Genomic DNA, 20,511 nt, shown 5'->3' on the forward strand with positions numbered 1-20,511 from the left:
AGAATCTATTGATATCTGGAGAGGAAGCGAATACAATAAACTCATTTTTACCCCCCCCCCCTCAATTTTTGTAAAAAATAATAAAGAATCTAGATCTTTAAAGAAAGCAATATTTATTTAAAAAAAGTCAAATAAAATTTAAAAAAATATAAAATTAATATTTTAAATTTAATATATCATTAATTTATTCGATAAATATATTTAGTATAATTAAAATTTAAAAATAATTTTTATGAAGAGTTTTAATACTAAAGGGTTTGTGGAAGGTAAGCATAAATGGTCGGAGTAGCGGGATTCAAACCCACGACCTCACCCACCCCAAGGGTGCGCGCTAATCAGGCTGCGCTATACTCCGCCTTCTTAAAAGGGTGGTATTATAGCGAATTTTAGTAACATACTCTAGCTTTCTTTGGGAATGCAAATTGCTTTGCTTAGTTGTGTTGTGATATGAAAGCCAAGGAAAGCATTATGAAAGTATTAAATAGATATATCTTTGGGGCTATATGGATATGGCTTAGCATAACTTGTCTTTATGGGCAAAAATTAAGTGAAGTAGCTCAAATTGTAGGTATTAGAGAAAATAGTCTCGTGGGCTATGGATTAGTTATAGGGCTAAATGGCACAGGCGATAAGAGCGGCTCAAAATTCACTATGCAGAGTGTGGCCAATATGCTAGAGAGCGTGAATGTAAAGCTGTCTGCAAATGATATTAAGTCTAAAAATATTGCAGCTGTAATGGTAACAGCAAGCTTGCCTCCATTTGCAAGGCAGGGTGATAAGCTTGATATTTTAGTATCTTCTATTGGCGATGCGAAATCTATTCGTGGCGGAACACTTATTATGACCCCATTAACTGGGGTTGATGGCAATATTTATGCCCTTGCGCAAGGAAGTATTACCTCAGGTGAGGGGGCAAGCACATTATCTGGAAGCATTATAGATGGGGCGATTGTAGAACGTGAAGTAAGCTATAACCTCTATAATCAAAAAAATGCAACACTTAGTCTTAAAACATCAGATTTACAGAATGCCATTAAGATTCAGCAGGCTTTGAATAGTGTTTTTGCCGACGCGGTGGCGGTGGCTGTCGATGCACGCACTATTAGACTAAGTAAGCCTGACAACTTAAGTATGGTAGAATTTTTAGCTTTGGTTGAGGAAGTGGAGATAGATTATTCTCATAAAGAAAAAATCGTTATTGATGAGAAGTCTGGCACGATTATCGCAGGTGTGGGGATTACTATTGAGCCTGTGGTTATTACACACGGGGATATTACAATTAAGGTTTCTAATGAAATGGTTGAAGATGCCAATGCATTAGTGATTGATGATAGTGCAGTTTTAAGCCAATCCCAAGGCACAATTAGCAGTACAAATGGCACAAAGCCCACCGTTTCAAGTGTAGTGAAAGCATTACAAAAACTGGGTGCTAGCCCACGTAATGTTATACTTATACTAGAGAGTATGAAAAGATCGGGTGCATTACGAGCAGAGATTGAGGTAATGTAAAAATGAGATTTGAATATAAGATTCTAGGAGCGCAAAATGAATATTGATACATCTATGGCAATGATGAATTTTTACAATACAAAAGAAAATAGCATAGCCAAAGCACGACTTGAAGAGCAGAAGACAGACGCAGCACTTAGAGAGCAAACAGACCAATTTGAATCTATTTTGCTTAAATTTATGCTTGAAAAGGCGATTAAAAATGATGATACACTCTATCCTAAGCAGCCCGGAAGTGATATATATCATTCAATGTATATTGATCAATTAAGCCAAGAGCTAAGCGGTGGTTTTGGGTATAGCGAATTGCTTTTTAATTTTCTAAAAGAGCAACAAAATATGGAGAAAACTACTAAGAATCTTGCACATAGGGGAATAAAAAATCCGTATGGACAATCAAAATAGCTTTATTAACCCCGAGATTTTAGCACATCTTAGCAGTAGTGATAAAGGCATTTTGCTAGAGGCTTTAGATACACTTATACAAAGCACTTATGGCACGGAGCAAGAATTTAAAAAACTACAAAATGATTTTAATAGCCTTAAAGCACTCTATGAGTGGGTGCTTGAGCTTATCCCCCAAGCGATTTGCGTGATAGAATCCGATGGAAATGTGTTTTACCAAAATGTTAAAGCCAGTCAAATCGCAGATGTGTTTAAGGATATTGCGCATTTACAAGAGGGGGAGCACCAAGTGGAATATGAGGAGCAAAACTACCTTTTGCAAGTGAGTATTAAAAACGATAAAAAAGTGGTGAGTGCGACTAATATCACCAATCAAAAACGGCAGGAGCGATTAGCCTCTATGGGACAGATTTCCGCACATTTAGCACACGAAATACGCAATCCCATAGGCTCTATATCTTTGCTTACCTCAACGCTCTTAAGACGTGGTGAGCCGCAAATTGAAAGTGTTGTTTTAGAGATTAAAAAGGCGCTTTGGCGTGTGGAGCGACTGATTAATACGACTTTGTTTTGGACTAAGGGCGTCAAAGCGAATCGCGCATTATGTGCTTTGAGCGATTTAGAAAATGAGCTGCACGAAATTGTGGGGCATTATACTTATTCTAAGCCTATTAATTTTGTCTTTGATTTACAGGGAGGGGGAGAGGAGCAGATTCTCGCGGATTTTGATTTGTTAAGCATTGTGCTGCAAAATTTTCTCTCTAATGCTATTGACGCGATTGAGGAGGGCGAGTGTGAAGAGGGGCTAATCAATGTAAATTTTGCAAGCGATAATACATCTTGGTGTTTTATATTTAGCGATAATGGACAAGCCATTGCGGATAAAAATATGCTATTTGAGCCATTTAAAACTACCAAGTTAAAGGGTAATGGCTTGGGCTTGGCATTGTGTCAGCAGATTATCACCGCACATAATGGTTCTATTTCGCTTGAAGATAGTATGGAATCTAAAATTTTTTATGTAAGGATTGCTAAAAGCTAGGTCTATACTGCTATAATGCAGAGTTTATGAGATGGGTTAGCACGATTTGTTTAAGGAGACAAAATGCGTATTACAAAAATTACTCCCGCCAAATGTTTTGAATGTGAATTTGATGATATTGCCACGGATAAGTCTATTTCGCATCGTTCGGCCATGTTTGCGCTTTTGGCAGATTCTCCTTGTGAAGTGGAGGGCTACCTTATGGGTGAGGATACGCTCCATACATTGCAAATCGCACGTGAGTTAGGACTTGTGGTAGAGCAGAGCACAAATACCCTAAAGCTTATCCCGCCTCATCATATCAATGAGCCGCACAAAGTGCTTGACTGCGGTAATGCCGGGACGGGAATGCGGCTATTTGCAGGATTATTAAGCGGTGTGAAGGGGCATTTTGTGTTAAGTGGTGATGAGTATCTTAATGCACGTCCTATGAGGCGGATCGTTGAGCCTTTAAATAGCATTGGGGCGTGCATTAGAGGGAGGAATAATAATGCCTATGCACCTTTAAGCATTGTAGGAGGGCATTTACAAGCTTTTGATTATACAAGTCCTATTGCCTCTGCGCAAGTAAAAAGTGCGATGATACTTGCAGGATTGCGCTCTCAAGGTCGTTCAAGATTCTATGAGCCATTTTTAAGCCGCAATCATACGGAAAATATGCTACGCGGTATGGGTGTGCAAATACAAAGCAAGGAAAATGAAAATGGTGGGTATGAAGTGTGTTTTGAGGGGCAGCCTTATAAAAAGTTAAAATCTTTTCATATTAAAATACCTGCTGATCCATCAAGTGCGTTTTATTTTGCTGTCGCTGCGTGTGTGTTAGAATCTAAAGTAAAGCTTAAAAATGTGCTTTTAAACAAAACGCGCATTGAAGCATTTAAGATATTAGAATCTATGGGTGCGGAGGTGACCTATCATCGTCATCACTCGCTTTATGAGGAGGTGGGCGATATTGAAGTATATGGTAAAAGCCTAAGGGCGATTGAGGTAACTGATAATATCGCTTGGCTTATTGATGAGATTCCGGCTTTAAGTATTTGTTTTGCAGTGGCAAAAGGCACATCACGCGTTTGCAATGCTAAAGAATTGCGCGTTAAAGAGAGTGATAGAATCCGTGCGGTTGTGAGCAATCTACGCAGTATGGGGATTGTATGTGATGAGTTTGAAGATGGATTTAGCGTATGCGGAGGAGAGTTAAAAAGGGCTAGGGTATCATCTTTTGGCGACCATCGTATTGCTATGAGCTTTGCTATCGCACAGCTTGTGTGCGGGGGAGAGATAGCAGATAGTGCTTGTATTGATGTGTCTTTCCCGCAATTCCTTGCATATTTATCGCATATTACATCTGTGGAGAATGCAAATGAGGGTTAAACTTGCAGAGAAATATGGCTTTTGCTTTGGAGTGAAAAGGGCTATTCATATTGCCGAGGGTAATCGTAATGCCACAACTTTTGGCCCGCTTATACATAATGTAAAGGAAATTGAGCGACTGCAAAGGGACTTTGGCGTGAGTTTAAGCGAGACTTTGCAGCAAGCTCAAGATTCTCAAAGTGTGATTGTGCGCACACACGGGATTACAAAAGGGGATTTGGAATCTTTACGAGAGCGTAAGACAAAGATCATAGATGCTACTTGCCCTTTTGTAACCAAGCCGCAAAATATTGTAGAGAAAATGTCTAAAGAGGGCTATCAAATCATTATTTTTGGCGATAAGGATCACCCCGAAGTGAAGGGGGTGGCGAGCTATGGTGAAAATGTGGTGATTGTGGCAAGTGTTGAAGAAATAACCAAATGCAAGTTGCGAAAGAAGATAGCGCTTGTTTCTCAAACGACCAAACAGCCCGAACAATTTGGCAAAATTGCTGCATTCCTTGCCTCAAGGGTTAATGAGCTGCGCGTGTTTAATACTATTTGCAACGCCACATTTGAGAATCAAAGGGCAGCCCTTGAATTAAGCCAAGAGGTGGATATAATGATTATCGTAGGGGGAAAAAACTCTTCAAATACCAAGCAGCTTTTAAAGATTGCCCAAACGCACTGCAATGATAGTTATTTAGTGGAAGATAAAAATGAATTACAAAAGCAATGGTTTAGGGATAAAAAGTTATGTGGGATTACAGCGGGAGCTTCTACTCCCGATTGGATTATAGAGGGTGTGAAGGCAGAAATAGAACAAATTTAGGAGATTTTTATGTATGTATGTTGTTCTTTAAGCTATGGCAAGGTTTGCTTTGCTAGAATCTTAAGAATTTAATCTTAATACATAAAGGGTATTGATGTTAGTCAATTTAGATCATGATGACTTTTTAAATGATGAAGAAGATTTTGCAAGTTTGTTAGAAGCAAGTGAGAAAAAGGCTGCCACAGGCGCGATTCAAACGGGCGAAATCGTAGAAATCAATGATGAATATGCAATGGTAGCTATTGCAAATGAAAAAAGCGAAGCAAAATTAAAAGTATCTGAGATTACTGATGAAAAAGGCAATGTGCTATTTAACAAGAATGATAAGATTGAAGTATTTGTAACATATGGTCGAGGAGGACCAAGTGCGTCATATACAAAAGCACAAAAGATGAAAAAAATTGTTGAGAAAATTGCCCAGTTAGCAGATGACTATCAAGATAAAATCATAGAAGCAAAGGTGATTAAAAGAAATAAAGGCGGCTATGTAATGGAGTATGATGGTGTAGATATATTCTTGCCACGTAGAGATTCTGCAATACGTGAAGATGACAAGGCTATGGGTAGAATCTACAAGGTAGTCATTGTTAATATTGATAAGGAAAATAACTCAATCATCGTATCGCGCAAACGATTCTTTGAGATTGATGATAAGCAACGTAAAGCATTAAGTGGCAAGTTTTTACAAAATGATGAGGCACAAACAGGTCTTATAAAGAAAATAGCACCTTTTGGAATCTTTGTCGATGTGGGTGGTGTAGAAGGACTTGTGCATTATACAGAGCTTAGCCATAAAGGACCTATTAATCCAGCCAAGAAATTTAAAGAGGGCGATGAGGTGATGGTAAAAGTGCTAGGATATGATGAGAAAAAGCGCAGACTTTCTCTTTCTATGAAAGCACTTGGCGATGACCCGTGGGCAGAGATTGAAAAAGAGCTTGAAGTAGGCTATGCTATTAAAGTAAGTGTAAGCAATATTGAGCCTTATGGGGCTTTTGTAGATTTGGGCAATGATATTGAGGGATTCTTACATATTTCAGAAATCTCTTGGGATAAAAATATCAAGCACCCCTCACATTATTTGAGCGTAGGGCAGGAGATTGATGTAGAGATTATAGAGATTGATACACGGAATAAAAAATTGCGTGTATCATTAAAAAAGTTGCTTGACAAACCATTTGCGCATTTTGCTAAAACACATCAAGTTGGTAGTGTTGTTAGGGGCAAGATAGCTACTTTAACAGATTTTGGAGCATTTGTGAATCTTGGCGGGGTTGATGGACTACTCCATAATGAAGATGCGTATTGGGATAAAAATCTTAAATGTAAAGATGGTTTTAAAATAGGTGATGAAATAGAGGTAAAAATCATCAAAGTTGATAGAGAAAACGAACGAATTTCTCTATCACACAAAGTGCTTAAGCAATCTCCTGCAAAAGAATTTGCAAAAATGCATAAAGTTGATGATGTGGTGCATAGCAAGGTGATAGATATAAAAGATTTTGGCATTTTTGTTAAAATCGATGAGATGGAGGCACTTATTCGCAATGAAGATGTTTATCCACTCAAAAAAGAAGAAATAAAAGTAGGTGATGACATTGAATGCGTGATAGCTCATATCGATGAGGAAAACAATAAGATAAGAGCTTCTATTAGGAGGCTAGAGCGCCAAAAGGAAAAAGAAACTCTTAAATCTTTTAATACTGAAGAAAAAATGACGCTTGGTGATAAGCTTAAAAATCGCTTATAGGAGAATATTAATAAATAATGAAAAAGCTCATATTTCTTGCAGGGCTTTTGGTAGTGATAGGTGGAGCAATTTATGGTGTGATTTATATGGATAGAATATCAAATGCACCTCCATTCCATATTCAGCCTATGGAGATTCCCCAAATCAATGGGGCGGTAGAGCATAAAGAGGAAACTTGGCTCAGCTTTGTCCCTGATAGCAATGAGTTACCCTATGCTTATCCAGCAACAGAGCTTAGTGTGCGATTTGACTTTCTCACTGAAGATTCTAAGCCCATAGCTCCATCAACTATTAGTATTGATGGGCTTGATGAATATAAGTTTGCCTGTGTGAAACAGGTCTTAGCACAAAATAATATTGAAACAGCATATTACAGGTTAGGTGATGTGTTAAAGCTTATGGTATTTGTTGATGATGAGGCAATGTATGAGAAGCTTTTAGCAGATTTGAAATATTATCGTTTGCAATTTAGTGTGCAATAAATTACAAAAAGGAGAAGATATGAAATACAAAGTCATCGTATGCGACCACATTCATCAAAGCGGCTTAGACTTGCTTAGAGCGCAAAATGATATAGAAATGGAGAATCTCGCTTCCTTACCTAAAGATGAATTGCTTAGTAAAATCGCTAATGCCGATGTGGTGATTACGCGAAGCTCGACCAATGTCGATGAGAGATTCTTAGAATCTTCAGGCCAAATACGTGCGGTAGTGCGTGCAGGCGTGGGGGTAGATAATGTCGATATTGATGGCTGCTCTCGCAAGGGTATTGTAGTGATGAATGTCCCCACAGCCAATACTATTGCCGCAGTTGAGCTTACAATGGCACATCTTATCAATGCCGTGCGGAATTTCCCCAGTGCAAATGCACAACTCAAAAATGAGCGTAAATGGAAACGTGAAGATTGGTATGGCATTGAGCTAAAGGGTAAAAAGCTTGGTATTATTGGCTTTGGTAATATCGGCTCACGCGTGGGAATCCGCGCTAAAGCTTTTGAAATGGACGTATTAGTCTATGACCCTTATATCCTGCCATCTAAGGCGACAGATTTAGAAATCGCCTACACAAGCAATTTTGATGAGATTCTCTCTTGCGATATTATTACGATTCACACGCCTAAAAACACTGAAACAAAGGATATGATTACCGCTAAAGAGATTGCTAAAATGAAAGATGGCGTGATACTTATTAACTGCGCACGTGGGGGTTTGTATAATGAAAAAGACTTATATGATGGGCTTCAAAGTGGCAAAATCAAGTGGGCGGGGATTGATGTGTTTAATAAAGAGCCAGCTATTGATGATGCGCTGCTTGATTTGCCAAATGTCTATGTAACGCCGCACATCGGGGCAAATACATTAGAATCTCAAGAGCAAATCGCCATTCAAGCTGCGCAGGCGGCTATCGAGGCTGCTCGTGGCTCAAGCTATGCTAACGCCCTCAATCTCCCCGTGAAAGAATCCGAATTGCCAAGTGTGGTAAAGCCTTATCTTGAATTAATGCAAAAACTAGGATTTTTGGCTGTACAGGCAAATAAGGGCGTGATTACCTCCATTCATATAGAAGCGCAAGGCGAGATTGGCGCTTATGTGGATTCTCTTAAAACTTTTGCGCTTGTGGGTGCGCTCAATGCGAGTTTGGGCGATAAGATTAATTATGTAAATGCACCTTTTGTCGCTAAAGAGCGAGGCATAGAGGTGAAAACTTCCATAAAGCAAGTAAGTGATACCTATAAGAATCATATCTATATCACTTTAAGCACACAAAATGAGAGTATTAGCTTAAGTGGGACGGTTTTTGAAGATAGACATCTGCGCCTTACTTCGATAAATCATTTTCAATTTGATATTGAGCCAAAGGGTAGAATCATATTCTTTAGAAATACCGATGTGCCGGGTGTGATTGGGCTTGTGGGTAGCACATTAGGGAATCATCAAGTGAATATTGCTGATTTTCGTCTCGCACGTCAAAATAAAGAAGCAATGGCGGTTATACTTGTAGATTCACAACTACCTGAAGTAGCTATCAAGCAGCTTGAGGAAATCCCCGCGTGCTTGAGTGTTAAGGTGCTTAATATATAATCTAGTTGGGCTATGTTCTCGTATTATGACTTAGCCTTTTATTTCTTTTCTTATAAGTAATGTGCCGTTAATGTTTACAATCATTTGAGTGAATGAAACCAGATTAGCATATTGTGTATCTTTGCATTGTGCGGATTTTGTTTTATAGAGAGTGATATGCCTTTTTTCAAATAGTTTTCTAGGCATTGTGTTTATCTGCTTTGCAAAATTTACATTGCAAAGCAAGAAGTTTTTATCACATCTCATTTATTTTAAAAGTTATTGTTGAAAAAGCGATCCACTTTGCGCATTTTGTGTTTTACTCCCTTGTCCCCCCCCCCCCCCAAAAAAAAACAAATCATCCAAGGAATGGCTCTATTTGCAATCAAAGGCTTTGACTTAGATAGAATGTAAAGTTCTTTCTATCGCGTAATGAATCTTCGGTATCTTTGGTATTTGAAGCAGTGTGCATAAACGCTTTTGCCTTTTGGCTAGATCCTAATTTTGTATTTAGTCGATTTTGCTTTTTGTATTGTGTTTCATTGTTTGTCTTTATGAGGTTATCTATCGCCTTGCTACAGCTAACTCTCTTACACTGCCTTGTGCCTTTTTTGGCAATAATCCTTGAGATAAAAATTGATGTATTTCTCTTATGCTGTGCTTTGTAATGATAAGCTTTTCTTGCAGGATATAATCAAGGGCGGATTTGATGTTGAGTAGCATTTGATCATCTACACTCTTTGAGCTTATTGGGAGGTGTGTTTCAAATAATGTCTCCGCCTCTCCTCTTGTATAGGTATTCCCTCGATAATAGCGGAAGTATAGACAAAATCAAAGTATAACTTATAGGCAATGGATTTATGATTTCCTATATTTGTAATCAACTCATTTAAGTTTATATCTGCACCTATGTCTAGTAAATTATCGCTTTAGACTTTGCTTAAAAAGCTTGTTTTGTCTAAAAATCGGGATTGTATCCAATCATTTTTATCCTTAAATTGTCAATTTGTAAAGCTTTTGCCTCTATTCTATTTCGACATTATATTCATTATCTCATTTGTAAAATTTTGAAACTCTATGTGTGCTTTTGGTATCGATTCATTGATACTTAACACTCCGTTTATGGTTCCCTTATATGAGATTCTATCATAAAGAATACTCTCAGGCAAATACAAGCATTATAGGCTTCTTGTAGTTCTCTAAGTAAAAAGGATGGGGACTAACTTGTTCATCAAAACACAGATTCTAGGTTCTATTCCGCTTTATAATCTAAGCATAAGCAAAAGGCTCATTACAACTTTGTGTTTCATTGTTTCTCTTTAAATGATTTTGTTTTGTCTTTGAGGCTAAAAGCTATTGCATTAGCAAAAAATGTAATATTGCTATTCTAAGCTACATTGAGGTGATACTGATGTAACATTTTCATAAAGTTTCTCTAGTTTATTATGCCTTTGCTACCGCAGCTAAAGCATCGCATTCGCACGAAGTGCTAATCCACACTTGCAAAAGGTCTTACACACTTAAGGCAAAGCCTCTCGTGTGCGCCTAAAGGATACATTTATAACCGCACTTCATTTGGTTATCAAGTGAGATTCTAAGGTTAGAATCTCTATTCTTACCTGCTTTTTTGCTGTAAGGTGTGTGCTTGTTATAGCATTTTTGAGATTATCTAAGCCCTTAAAATGATTATGTTTTAGTGTATCCCTTGCGCTCTTAGCTTGAAGCATTTGCTTTTCATACTTGTGCATAGCGCCATAGATAGAAAAATGCAGATTGTTTGCTTTAAACTTAGATTCCACATCTTGCATAATGCGTTGCAATCCTAAAAAGACATTATTACTTAGTTTAATCTCTTTATGCTTATAAGTAATATTGTTTGCATAATTTAAAGTTTGTGTAGTGGCTAAAAATATTTAACTTTAGCAAAAAAATTAAAATACAATATGTAGTTTAAATTTTTTTGCTAAAATTTTACGCAAAATTTAAATTACAAGGTGAGTTTATGAAAAATTCGTTTCTTTTCACTTCGGAATCTGTTACAGAAGGACACCCTGATAAAATGGCTGACCAAATTAGTGATGCGGTGCTTGATTACATTATCGAGCGCGATAAAAAGGCGCGTGTAGCGTGTGAAACGCTTGTAAGCAATGGCTTTTGCGTGATTGCAGGGGAGTTAAAGACACATATCTACGCACCTATGCAAGATATCGCGCGTAAAGTTGTGCAAGAAATCGGCTACACAGACGCACTCTATGGCTTTGATTATCGTTCCGCTGCTGTGCTAAATGGTATTGGAGAGCAAAGCCCCGATATTAATCAGGGCGTAGATAGAGAGGATGGTGAGATAGGAGCGGGCGACCAAGGGCTGATGTTTGGCTATGCGTGTAAGGAAACACCCTCTCTTATGCCTCTGCCTATTTGGCTCTCTCATCGTCTCACAGAGGGTTTGGCCGCGAAAAGAAAGGATGGTACATTGCCATTTTTGCGCCCTGATGGGAAGTCGCAAGTTACTGTGCGCTATGAAAATGGTGCGCCTGTGGCGATTGATACGATTGTGATTTCTACTCAGCATAGCCCAGAGACACAGCAAACGTATTTAAAAGACGCTGTGATTGAAGAAATCGTGCAAAAAGTGTTGCCTAAACAATATTTAAATGATAATATCCGCTATTTTGTCAATCCCACAGGGAAGTTTGTTATAGGCGGACCTCAAGGCGATGCAGGGCTTACAGGACGCAAAATCATCGTAGATACGTATGGGGGTAGTTGTCCTCACGGCGGCGGGGCATTTAGCGGGAAAGACCCAAGCAAAGTCGATAGAAGCGCAGCGTATGCAGCACGTTATGTAGCAAAGAATCTTGTGGCAAGTGGTGTATGTGATAAAGCCACCGTGCAAGTAGCCTATGCTATCGGCGTGGTAGAGCCTGTTTCAATCTTGGTAGAAACGCACGGGACAGGTAAAGTCGAAGATTCTAAACTCACAGAATGCGTGAAGCATATATTCCGCTTGACACCTAAGGGTATTATAGAATCTTTAGATTTATTGCGCCCTATTTATCGTCAAACGGCGGCTTATGGGCATTTTGGACGTGAATTGCCTGATTTTAGTTGGGAAAAAACCGATAAGGTAGCAGCGATTAGAGATTTTTGCGGTGTGAAGTAGCTTAGAATCTATAAAGATTCTTAAACTCGCCATTAAACCTTTGAAGTCATAAGAATATTTTATGCAAGAATTATCTAAAACTTACCTTGATGATGTGGCGGGGATTTTACCTCGCCGATATGGGCTCAAGGTGGGTAAAAGCTTTCTCTATGGCGCACCAAGTGTAGGTAAGAGTGCTATCGCGCTTTTACATAGTAAGGCATACAAAAAATGCCTTTATATTAATTGTGTGGATTGTCGCACTGATACAGAATCTGCCAATAAGCTCATTCTTAAATCCTATCTTGAGCGCACTATTGAGCTTTTAATCGTGGATAATTATACACCGCATATTTCTCTGCCAAATCTCCCACATATCATTCTTATTGCCTCTTCTCCTGCACATTGCCCGGAGGGTTTTGTGCCTAAACACATACGTGCTTTAAGCTTTGAGGAATATGTGAGTTTTGATAATAAAAATTTCTCTATTCAACATCTTTTTAATAGCTTTCTTAAAGATGGGAATCTTGTGCAAATCTTATCGCTTTCTCCTAGTCATAAAATCCCACGCAAACAGGAGATTCTTAAACTTGCCTTGCAAAATGATTTTCACCTTTTTAGTGCATTACTGCATTTTCAAGCCCAAAAGCTAAGTATTCACCATATCTACACCATATTGAAAAAAACGCATAAAATTTCAAAAGATAGAATCTACCCGCTTTTGCACTCACTTGAAGAGCGAGGTATGATTTATCTCGTGCCACATAGTAAACAAAAGCATAAAAAGCTCTATTTCTATGATTTTACTTTGCCCTTATGCGTGAGTAACCATAAGCATCTTCAAGCCATACTAGAAAATATGCTACTTTTAGAGATTTTGAACTTTTGTGAGCGATATGGCGTGAGTGAGGCGGTGAGCTATGGCGATATGGGGGAGTTTATATGCGATCTTGGGGTGTTTATATTCCTCCCATTTGCCACACGTGAGAGTATAGAATCTAAACTCGCACATTTTCGCACGAGCTACCCACGGATTTATGTGATTACCTTTGATTTTGAGGGTAGGGGTAGAGTGTCGCTTCGGGGGTTAGAATCTATGCAGTGGGAGGCGATGAGCTTTATTAACTTCGCCCTTGAATTTAGTGCGTGAGTAGGTGCCTTAAAAAGGCGAGGATTGTAACGCACTTTGGCATTTTTTGAGGCTACTCAAAGCTTGAATCCTGCATATCAAAAATGCGCCATCGTATGCTGTAATCAAAAAGTTCTTTGTATTCTTGCGCAAATTGCTTTTTCTTTTCATTAAGGATAAAACTTTCATTAGTGGATAAAAGTCCAAAACTTTGTGCAGAATCTGCCCACTTATAGCCTACTTCGGTAGGGATAGGATAAATCCCATCTTTATCAATCCACACAAGCTGATTGAAACCAAAGGCATATCGCTCATCATCATCTTTGCTTAAGATATTGCGTCCTCCTATACTAATGTAAGTCGTATGAGGCAAACTTAAATCATAAAGTGTGGGCAATATATCCTTATGTGAGCCTACACGTGAAGAGTCATAATGTATTTGGGAGGTATAACGTGGTGGCACATACATATAGAGAGGTACAGCATAGTAGAGGGCTTTATCCGTGCTTGTATTGCTATTAAAGTCTCTTAGGCGATGGTCGCCACTTGCTGCTACAATGGTATTTTGAGCAAGAGGAGAGGCTTTTAGCATATTCATAAAATACCCAAAAGTGTCATTAGCATATTGATAGAGTAAGGCGGCAGTTTTCATTTTCTCTTGGGATTCATAAGTACGGAGGAAGAGAAGCGTATCTGGAAGTGTTATAGGCTTTGGCACATAAGTGCGTGGGAGGTGGAAAGGTGGGTGATTGCTCGTAGTAAGCATAGCAATAAAAGTAGGTTTTGTAGCATTATTTAGAATCTCTAAGGCAAGTTTATAGATATACTCATCGCTCACACCATATGCGCTTTTATCTGCCTTACTTTGTGGAAAATGCTTCATAAGATAGGTCGCATCATAGATATGATGCGCTCCTTGCAGTGAGATAAACGCCCCAAAACCCTGCCATGAGGCATAACCTGATGTGATATATATAACTTCGTATCCTGCATTAGCATAGAGCTTAAAGGGATTAAGCGCAAGGGCTGTAGTTTTGTATTTGCCTAATGCAATTTGTGCTGTGGGGCTATCAAAAAAGAGAGCGGCAAATGAGCCAGCCGTGCCATTAGCCCCACTTAAAAAGCGATAAAAGACAAAATCCTCTTCAAAATGCTGCCTTAAGGCTCCTAGCAAATCATTATTTTCCTTATCATCATAGACAAGTAAGTTTGTGCCAAAACTCTCCATAAGATTAAGCACTATATGGGGAGGATTATCGCGCACAATAGCAGAATCTGCGCTTACACGCAGTAATGGAAAAAGTTTTTGTTGTAAGGATTCTCCTTGGGTAAGTGAGGGTGGTGTGAAGGTTGAATCTTGTTCGTAGTTGCTCATAGCCCAAGCAAACGCCATAAGTGGATTTGCCGCTAAGTGATTGAAAATAGGTAAGGGAGAGATAGAGTAATTATCTTCTTTAAGAGGAAACGTCCCTAGTGAGCCACGAGCTGCAATAACAAGCAAGATAATCAATAAAAGCTGTCCGCTCATTTGACGTATAATATAAAAACGATGAGGGGTAATTCTAAGTATATTCTTGAGATATATTTTGTATGGAATCTTATAGAGATAGGAGCAGAAGATTCCAAAAATCAAAGCGCATATAATGCCTATCACAAGCGGGTAATCCTGCCACATAATAGAGAGGATAGCAAGGGTATCATCATCTTTTAACCCAAAAATAAAAACATCGATTTTGTTCCCATAAGTGCGGAAATAGTAGAAATTCACAATCGCAGCAACCATAAAGGTAAAGCCACATAAAAAGGTATAATATGCGGGAATGTATGCAAGAAGTTTAAGGTAAATATTACAAGAGTATCTTACCCCCCCCCCTAATATCACTTAATCGCCTTAAAAGATATGAAAATAAATAAGCGATGTATGATATAGCCATAAAAATAAGCATAGTAATACCAATAGAGCGCATATCAAGTTTTGCACCCACAACCCACATTGCGCTAAAATCGCTGAAGTGTTCCTGCCATAAAGAGGAGGGCAGATAGTGTGCTACCATCACACCACGAGCAATAGCACAGCATAAAAACAGCGCAACACTCAGTAAAAGCACTTGATATATTAAAACTCTCAAATAAAGCATATAGAAAATCCTTGAAGCTAAAAATGTAATCGCATAATTGTAACAAATAATTGTAACAAAAGATTTTGTAAAAAAAGTTTGATTTTAGACAGGACTAGATATAAAAAGAGATTGAAGCTAAGTGGCTCCGGATGCAGGATTCGAACCTGCGACCAAGTGGTTAACAGCCACCTACTCTACCGCTGAGCTAATCCGGAATATTTTAAAGCCTGAGATTATATATAATTTTTATGCCCTTGTCAAGAATAAGCATTAATGCCGTGTTTATAAGGGGGAGGCTATCAACGCTTAAAGGCAGTTTTAGTTATATATGATAATATATAACTTGGTTTCAGTAGGAGTAAAAACAAGTTATATAAATATTGACTTTACATCGTTTTTACTTTGTTCTTTGCGCAATTTTACATCACTTTCTTACACTGCAATGTGTTGAAAGCGACAAAATGTTCTTAAGGAGAAAAAATAAAAAAATAGGTTTTGTTTTGATACTTACAACGAGTGCTTTTGCTGTCGATGAAGTAAAAAGCTGGTTTGAGGGGATAGAGTTCAAGGGCTTTGCTTATGCTCGATATTCTGACGTAAGCGGAGCGCAAGGCTATGGCGATAGATACCAATATCGCGCAAAGATTGACGCTAGAAGTGAGGAGATGAATGGATATTCATTAACGGCTGGTTTGTTTCTCAATCAAGGCTCAAGCACGCCAAGGCTTGATTCTAAAACACACGGAGACATACAAGGAAGCCAAGCCATCGCCGCACATAATCAATTCCCCGATAGATTTGCGATAGCTCAACTCTATGCGAGTAAGAATATCACTACGGATTCTATGAAGTTTTCCGCAGATGTGGGAAGAATGAATCTTATTACATCATTTACAGAAAGGGCTACCGATGTGGGCTTAGGAGCTAGAGGGAATATGAAGTTTTCTAGTGTAGAGTTTGGCATTGCCTTTTATGATAGCTGGGCGACAAATAACTTTGCCTATGCCTTAAATGCAAGAACTACTGATAGACCTATTGGAACTTCTGCTCCTGCAAGTGCGTCTTGGGGAATGGGGAATAACCTAACAATTGTCAATCTCAAAACCCCAAAAAACAATAAAATTGCTGATGTGATGAGTTTGGATATAAGCGTAGGGAATGCTATTGGGCTTTTTGATGTTTTGGCATTTGGGGAGGTAAAGCTTGATTGGGATAAGGTATATATTTTGGTTCAAGGAGCAGGAGCGAAGCTTGACTCTACCTCTTATTGGCAAATAGGTTCAACAGCTCAAAGGAGCTCTACAAGCATAAGCCAGTGGGAGAATACTGGAACTTTCCCTACCTATGGTGGATTCAATAACAATACTGATTTTGCAAAAAATAGAGGGATATATAATGTCCAAATTGGCGCAAAACTTGGAGGATTTAGTGCGAAGCTAGGCTATTTAGGAAGCTTTGGTGATGGGTATGGAGTGCTTTTAGCCTCTAAGGCAGGGCTTAATATCGCGGGCAAGATTTGGAATAATAATCTTAATTTCTCAAGCGAAGGCTTTAGTGTTCTGGGCTCTGGTGGAAGAGAAGGGACGAGTATTATGGTTGGCTATGCAGCCGCAGAATTAAAGGTTACAGAGCCTCTAAAAATAGGATTTGATTTAAGTTATGTAGCTGGGGATAACAATTATGCCTATCTTGATGTAGCAAAAATCCCTGATTTAGCTACAAATGCTAAGGGTATTAAATTCTTTGAATTAGCCCCATCTTTAAGCTATGCATTTAATAATAAACTTAAGGCTAATTTCTTCTATGCGCAATATTTAGGTGATGTTACTTATGGGAAGACAAGAGCAGAAATCCGCTTTGATTTTTAATCATTTTCTTATTTGATGTGTGAGTGAGGTATATCCTCTATTAACACAAAATATTCTTTGCAACTTTAAACAACCCTTACTATCTATGTCTTTGCTATCAGGGCTAAAGCCCTCGCAAAGGTCTTGCACGCTTAAGGCAAAGCCTCTCGTATGCGCTATGCAGTCCTTTTGCAAAAAAAGGACAAATCTCGCAGTAGCGAAGCTACGAGGACAAAAGGATACACTTATGACTGCTTACGCATTCATCAAGTTAGTTTTTAAGGTAGAGATTCTCTAGTCTAAAACAGGCACTTAAAAACAATATGATTATTTTTGATGTCAAATTATATATAAATATATATAGAGGTATCGGGTAGAAAAGTAAGAGAATCTTTAACTATGATTGATTTTTATCAATGTCCTAAAATGAGAATCAACGATAGAATCTATCCAATCATTTGGATTTCTATGTAGATTCCCAAATGTGAGTGATATTTTAAGGAGGTTTTATGACAAGCAAAATGCAAGAAAATAAATCCACACTTTCGCGTAGAGACTTTTTGAAGAGTGCAGCAGCAGCTTCAGCAGCGGCAAGTGTAGGCTTAAGCATTCCAAGTGCGATGAGTGCGGAGGCACAAGATGCACAAAAGCTTTGGAAATGGGACAAATCTGTATGTAGATTCTGCGGGACGGGCTGCGGTATTATGGTAGCTACGCAAAAGGATAGCAATGGGCACGCTAAAATCGTGGCTGTTAAGGGCGACCCTGAAGCACCTGTGAATCGAGGATTGAATTGCATTAAAGGATATTTTTGTGCAAAAATTATGTATGGAGCAGACAGACTAACCAAGCCTCTTTTGCGTGTCAATGATAAAGGTGAGTTTGACAAAAAAGGCAAATTCGTGCCTGTTAGCTGGAAAAGAGCCTTTGATGAAATGGAAAAACATTTTAAGAAAGCTTATAATGAACTAGGACCAACAGGCATAGCTGTGTTTGGCTCGGGGCAATACACTGTGCAAGAAGGCTATGCGGCAGTAAAGCTTATCAAGGGTGGCTTTAGAAGTAATAATATTGACCCTAATGCGCGGCATTGTATGGCAAGTGCGGTGGTTGCGTTTATAGAAACTTTTGGTATTGATGAGCCAGCGGGCTGCTATGATGATATTGAACTTACCGATACTTTTGTGACCTGGGGTGCGAATATGGCTGAAATGCACCCCGTGCTATGGAGTCGCGTAACTGATAGAAAGCTAAGCAATAGTAATGTAAAAATTATCAATCTCTCTACTTATGCAAACCGCACTTCAGATTTAGCAGATATTGAAATCATCTTTAAGCCTAACACGGATTTGGCTATTTGGAACTTCATTGCAAGAGAAATCATTAAGTGCAATGCCGTTGATGAGGCTTTTGTGCGAGAAAATTGCGTATTTACTACGGGCTTTGTGAATATTGGCTATGGTATGAGGAATAATCCCAATCACCCTAAATTCTTACCAGAGGAACGCGATACTGTGGCAAAAGAAGTATCAAAGGTGGTGAGTGATGATGAGGGCGTTACCCTGCAATACTTAGGTATCAGGGCAGGTGATGAGATGAAAATGGATAAAGCCGCTGTTGCGGGGAATCATTGGAGTATTGGCTTTGAGGATTTCAAAAAGGGCTTAGAGCCTTATAATCTTGATTTTGTTGCAAAACTTGCTAAGGGCAATGTCGATGAAAGCTTAGAATCTTTCAAGCAAAAGCTTCAAGCCTTAGCCGATTATTATATTGAAAAAAATCGTAAGATAGTGAGCTTTTGGACGATGGGGATGAATCAACATCAAAGGGGCACTTGGGTGAATGAGCAAAGCTATATGGTGCATATGCTACTTGGTAAGCAAAGTAAGCCCGGTAGCGGTGCGTTCTCGCTCACAGGACAGCCTAGTGCGTGCGGAACAGCGCGTGAGGTAGGGACATTCACACATAGGCTTCCTGCGGATATGGTTGTGGGTAATCCTAAACATCGTGAAACAACAGAAAAAATATGGAATCTCCCCGCTGGAACACTCAATGGCAATCTTGGCTCACCTTATTTGAAAATTATGCGTGATTTAGAAGATGGTAATATCAAATGGGCGTGGGTGCAAGTAAATAATCCGTGGCAAAATACGGCTAATGCGAACCATTGGATTGCCGCAGCAAGAGAGCAAGATAATTTCATCGTAGTGAGTGAATGTTATCCGGGCGTGAGTGCTAAAGTTGCAGATCTTATTTTACCTACAGCGATGATTTATGAAAAATGGGGCGCGTATGGTAATGCAGAGAGACGTACACAGCATTGGAAACAGCAAGTTGTAGCACCCGGCGAGGCTATGCCTGATATTTGGCAAATGGCAGAATTTGCCAAACGTTTCACTCTAGCTGAAGTGTGGAATAAAGAATATGACAAGCTCAATCTTAAGCCCGTTTTGGAGGCGGCTAAGACGATGGGCTACAAAGAGAGTGATACGCTCTATGATGTGCTTTATGCTAATGAACGTGCAAAAGCCTTTAGCGTAGAGGATTCAATGCTTAAAAATGAGCTAAATACAGAAGTTCTTGGTGATTATCGTAATGTCAAGGGTGGCAATGATGAGGTGTTTGAGGGCTATGGATTCTTTATCCAAAAATATCTTTGGGAGGAGTATCGTCAATTTGGCTTAGGACACGCACACGATTTGGCTGACTTTGATACCTATCATCGTGTGAGAGGTTTGCGTTGGCCTGTGGTCAATGGCAAAGAGACGCAATGGCGTTTTAATGCTAAATATGACTTCTATGCACAAAAACTTGGTAGTGGCAAAGCTTTTGCATTCTATGGGAATAAGGGCAAGAGTATCTCCGGCGGTGATTTAAAAGCACCTAATGAGGATAAGGTGAGTATTGACAATAAGGCAAAAATTTTCCTCCGTCCTTATATGGATCCTTGCGAAATGCCTGATGAGAAGTATCCTATGTGGCTTTGCACCGGACGTGTGTTAGAGCATTGGCATTCTGGCACGATGACTATGCGTGTGCCTGAACTCTATCGTGCTGTGCCTGAAGCACTTTGCTATATGCACCCCGAAGATGCTCAAGCACAGAATCTAGAGCAAAATCAAATCGTATGGGTAGAATCAAGACGGGGTAAAGTAAAAGCAAAGCTTGATTTAAGAGGTAGAAATCGCCCACCAAAAGGACTTATCTATGTGCCTTGGTTTGATGAAAATGTGTTTATCAATAAAGTCTGTCTTGATGCGACTTGTCCGCTTTCAAAGCAAACAGACTTTAAAAAATGTGCCGTGAAAGTCTATAAAGCATAAG

At 39.0% G+C, this 20,511-nt stretch carries 16 protein-coding genes and 2 tRNA genes; 12 read left to right on the forward strand and 6 right to left on the reverse strand.

Annotated features, from left to right (window positions below):
- Positions 1 to 277: 277 nt before the first annotated feature.
- A tRNA-Pro gene (locus QZ289_RS05190) sits at positions 278 to 355 on the reverse strand.
- A gap of 113 nt (positions 356 to 468) precedes the next feature.
- On the opposite strand from QZ289_RS05190, the gene QZ289_RS05195 reads away from it, so the two are divergent.
- The 8 genes from QZ289_RS05195 (at position 469) to serA (ending at position 8,970) form a co-directional block, all read left to right on the forward strand.
- Positions 469 to 1,509: a flagellar basal body P-ring protein FlgI gene (locus QZ289_RS05195; protein WP_295700026.1), complete on the forward strand. Its 1,041-nt coding sequence runs from the start codon at positions 469 to 471 to the stop codon at positions 1,507 to 1,509.
- 36 nt (positions 1,510 to 1,545) lie between these two features.
- Positions 1,546 to 1,914, forward strand: coding sequence for a rod-binding protein (locus QZ289_RS05200; RefSeq protein WP_295700028.1), 369 nt, complete (start codon positions 1,546 to 1,548; stop codon positions 1,912 to 1,914).
- On the forward strand, positions 1,898 to 2,956 hold the full coding sequence (locus QZ289_RS05205; RefSeq protein WP_295700031.1) for a PAS domain-containing sensor histidine kinase: 1,059 nt from the start codon (positions 1,898 to 1,900) through the stop codon (positions 2,954 to 2,956). Before QZ289_RS05200 ends, QZ289_RS05205 begins: the two co-directional genes overlap by 17 nt.
- Before the next feature lie 63 nt (positions 2,957 to 3,019).
- Entirely contained in the window at positions 3,020 to 4,327 is a 1,308-nt protein-coding gene (gene aroA, locus QZ289_RS05210) for a 3-phosphoshikimate 1-carboxyvinyltransferase (protein ID WP_295700034.1), read from the forward strand.
- Entirely contained in the window at positions 4,317 to 5,138 is an 822-nt protein-coding gene (locus tag QZ289_RS05215; protein WP_295700036.1) for a 4-hydroxy-3-methylbut-2-enyl diphosphate reductase, read from the forward strand. Before aroA ends, QZ289_RS05215 begins: the two co-directional genes overlap by 11 nt.
- 94 nt (positions 5,139 to 5,232) lie before the next feature.
- Positions 5,233 to 6,888, forward strand: a complete 1,656-nt coding sequence (locus QZ289_RS05220) for a 30S ribosomal protein S1 (protein ID WP_295700039.1) — start codon at positions 5,233 to 5,235, stop codon at positions 6,886 to 6,888.
- Between the two features lie 17 nt (positions 6,889 to 6,905).
- Entirely contained in the window at positions 6,906 to 7,370 is a 465-nt protein-coding gene (locus QZ289_RS05225; protein WP_295700042.1) for a hypothetical protein, read from the forward strand.
- Between the two features lie 19 nt (positions 7,371 to 7,389).
- Complete coding sequence (serA, locus tag QZ289_RS05230) at positions 7,390 to 8,970, forward strand: phosphoglycerate dehydrogenase (protein ID WP_295700044.1); 1,581 nt, start codon at positions 7,390 to 7,392, stop codon at positions 8,968 to 8,970.
- Between the two features lie 543 nt (positions 8,971 to 9,513).
- Here serA and QZ289_RS05235 read toward each other — a convergent pair.
- Both QZ289_RS05235 and QZ289_RS05240 read right to left on the reverse strand, forming a co-directional pair.
- Entirely contained in the window at positions 9,514 to 9,672 is a 159-nt protein-coding gene (locus QZ289_RS05235; protein ID WP_295700046.1) for a hypothetical protein, read from the reverse strand.
- A gap of 848 nt (positions 9,673 to 10,520) precedes the next feature.
- Complete coding sequence (locus tag QZ289_RS05240; RefSeq protein ID WP_295700049.1) at positions 10,521 to 10,757, reverse strand: hypothetical protein; 237 nt, start codon at positions 10,755 to 10,757, stop codon at positions 10,521 to 10,523.
- Positions 10,758 to 10,951: 194 nt separating this feature from the next.
- Here QZ289_RS05240 and metK point away from each other — a divergent pair, with 194 nt between their 5' ends.
- Positions 10,952 to 12,112, forward strand: a complete 1,161-nt coding sequence (metK, locus tag QZ289_RS05245; protein WP_295700050.1) for a methionine adenosyltransferase — start codon at positions 10,952 to 10,954, stop codon at positions 12,110 to 12,112.
- A 61-nt stretch (positions 12,113 to 12,173) separates the two neighbouring features.
- On the forward strand, positions 12,174 to 13,241 hold the full coding sequence (locus tag QZ289_RS05250) for an ATP-binding protein (protein ID WP_295700053.1): 1,068 nt from the start codon (positions 12,174 to 12,176) through the stop codon (positions 13,239 to 13,241).
- A 52-nt stretch (positions 13,242 to 13,293) separates the two neighbouring features.
- Here QZ289_RS05250 and QZ289_RS05255 read toward each other — a convergent pair whose 3' ends face one another.
- From QZ289_RS05255 to QZ289_RS05265, 3 genes are all read right to left on the reverse strand, one after another.
- On the reverse strand, positions 13,294 to 15,102 hold the full coding sequence (locus tag QZ289_RS05255) for an LTA synthase family protein (protein WP_295700055.1): 1,809 nt from the start codon (positions 15,100 to 15,102) through the stop codon (positions 13,294 to 13,296).
- A complete protein-coding gene (locus tag QZ289_RS05260; RefSeq protein ID WP_295700057.1) occupies positions 15,068 to 15,358 on the reverse strand; it encodes a hypothetical protein in 291 nt (96 codons plus the stop codon). Before QZ289_RS05260 ends, QZ289_RS05255 begins: the two co-directional genes overlap by 35 nt.
- A 122-nt stretch (positions 15,359 to 15,480) precedes the next feature.
- Positions 15,481 to 15,555, reverse strand: a tRNA-Asn gene (locus QZ289_RS05265).
- 285 nt (positions 15,556 to 15,840) lie between these two features.
- Here QZ289_RS05265 and QZ289_RS05270 point away from each other — a divergent pair.
- Positions 15,841 to 17,208, forward strand: a complete 1,368-nt coding sequence (locus QZ289_RS05270; RefSeq protein ID WP_295700059.1) for a hypothetical protein — start codon at positions 15,841 to 15,843, stop codon at positions 17,206 to 17,208.
- 488 nt (positions 17,209 to 17,696) lie between these two features.
- Positions 17,697 to 20,510, forward strand: a complete 2,814-nt coding sequence (napA, locus tag QZ289_RS05275; protein ID WP_295700061.1) for a nitrate reductase catalytic subunit NapA — start codon at positions 17,697 to 17,699, stop codon at positions 20,508 to 20,510.
- The last annotated feature ends 1 nt before the right edge of the window (position 20,511 follow it).

It is taken from the genome of uncultured Helicobacter sp. (genome assembly GCF_910577135.1).
GTDB lineage: Bacteria > Campylobacterota > Campylobacteria > Campylobacterales > Helicobacteraceae > Helicobacter_C > Helicobacter_C mastomyrinus.

Excerpts from the sequence above, each read along its gene's own strand:
- QZ289_RS05195 (WP_295700026.1), top strand. The coding sequence starts at position 469 with ATGAAAGTATTAAATAGATATATCTTTGGGGCTATATGGATATGGCTT.
- QZ289_RS05200 (WP_295700028.1), top strand. The coding sequence starts at position 1,546 with ATGAATATTGATACATCTATGGCAATGATGAATTTTTACAATACAAAA.
- QZ289_RS05205 (WP_295700031.1), top strand. The coding sequence starts at position 1,898 with ATGGACAATCAAAATAGCTTTATTAACCCCGAGATTTTAGCACATCTT.
- aroA (WP_295700034.1), top strand. The coding sequence starts at position 3,020 with ATGCGTATTACAAAAATTACTCCCGCCAAATGTTTTGAATGTGAATTT.
- QZ289_RS05215 (WP_295700036.1), top strand. The coding sequence starts at position 4,317 with ATGAGGGTTAAACTTGCAGAGAAATATGGCTTTTGCTTTGGAGTGAAA.
- QZ289_RS05220 (WP_295700039.1), top strand. The coding sequence starts at position 5,233 with ATGTTAGTCAATTTAGATCATGATGACTTTTTAAATGATGAAGAAGAT.
- QZ289_RS05225 (WP_295700042.1), top strand. The coding sequence starts at position 6,906 with ATGAAAAAGCTCATATTTCTTGCAGGGCTTTTGGTAGTGATAGGTGGA.
- serA (WP_295700044.1), top strand. The coding sequence starts at position 7,390 with ATGAAATACAAAGTCATCGTATGCGACCACATTCATCAAAGCGGCTTA.
- QZ289_RS05235 (WP_295700046.1), bottom strand. The coding sequence starts at position 9,672 with ATGCTACTCAACATCAAATCCGCCCTTGATTATATCCTGCAAGAAAAG.
- QZ289_RS05240 (WP_295700049.1), bottom strand. The coding sequence starts at position 10,757 with ATGCAAGATGTGGAATCTAAGTTTAAAGCAAACAATCTGCATTTTTCT.
- metK (WP_295700050.1), top strand. The coding sequence starts at position 10,952 with ATGAAAAATTCGTTTCTTTTCACTTCGGAATCTGTTACAGAAGGACAC.
- QZ289_RS05250 (WP_295700053.1), top strand. The coding sequence starts at position 12,174 with ATGCAAGAATTATCTAAAACTTACCTTGATGATGTGGCGGGGATTTTA.
- QZ289_RS05260 (WP_295700057.1), bottom strand. The coding sequence starts at position 15,358 with ATGCTTTATTTGAGAGTTTTAATATATCAAGTGCTTTTACTGAGTGTT.
- napA (WP_295700061.1), top strand. The coding sequence starts at position 17,697 with ATGACAAGCAAAATGCAAGAAAATAAATCCACACTTTCGCGTAGAGAC.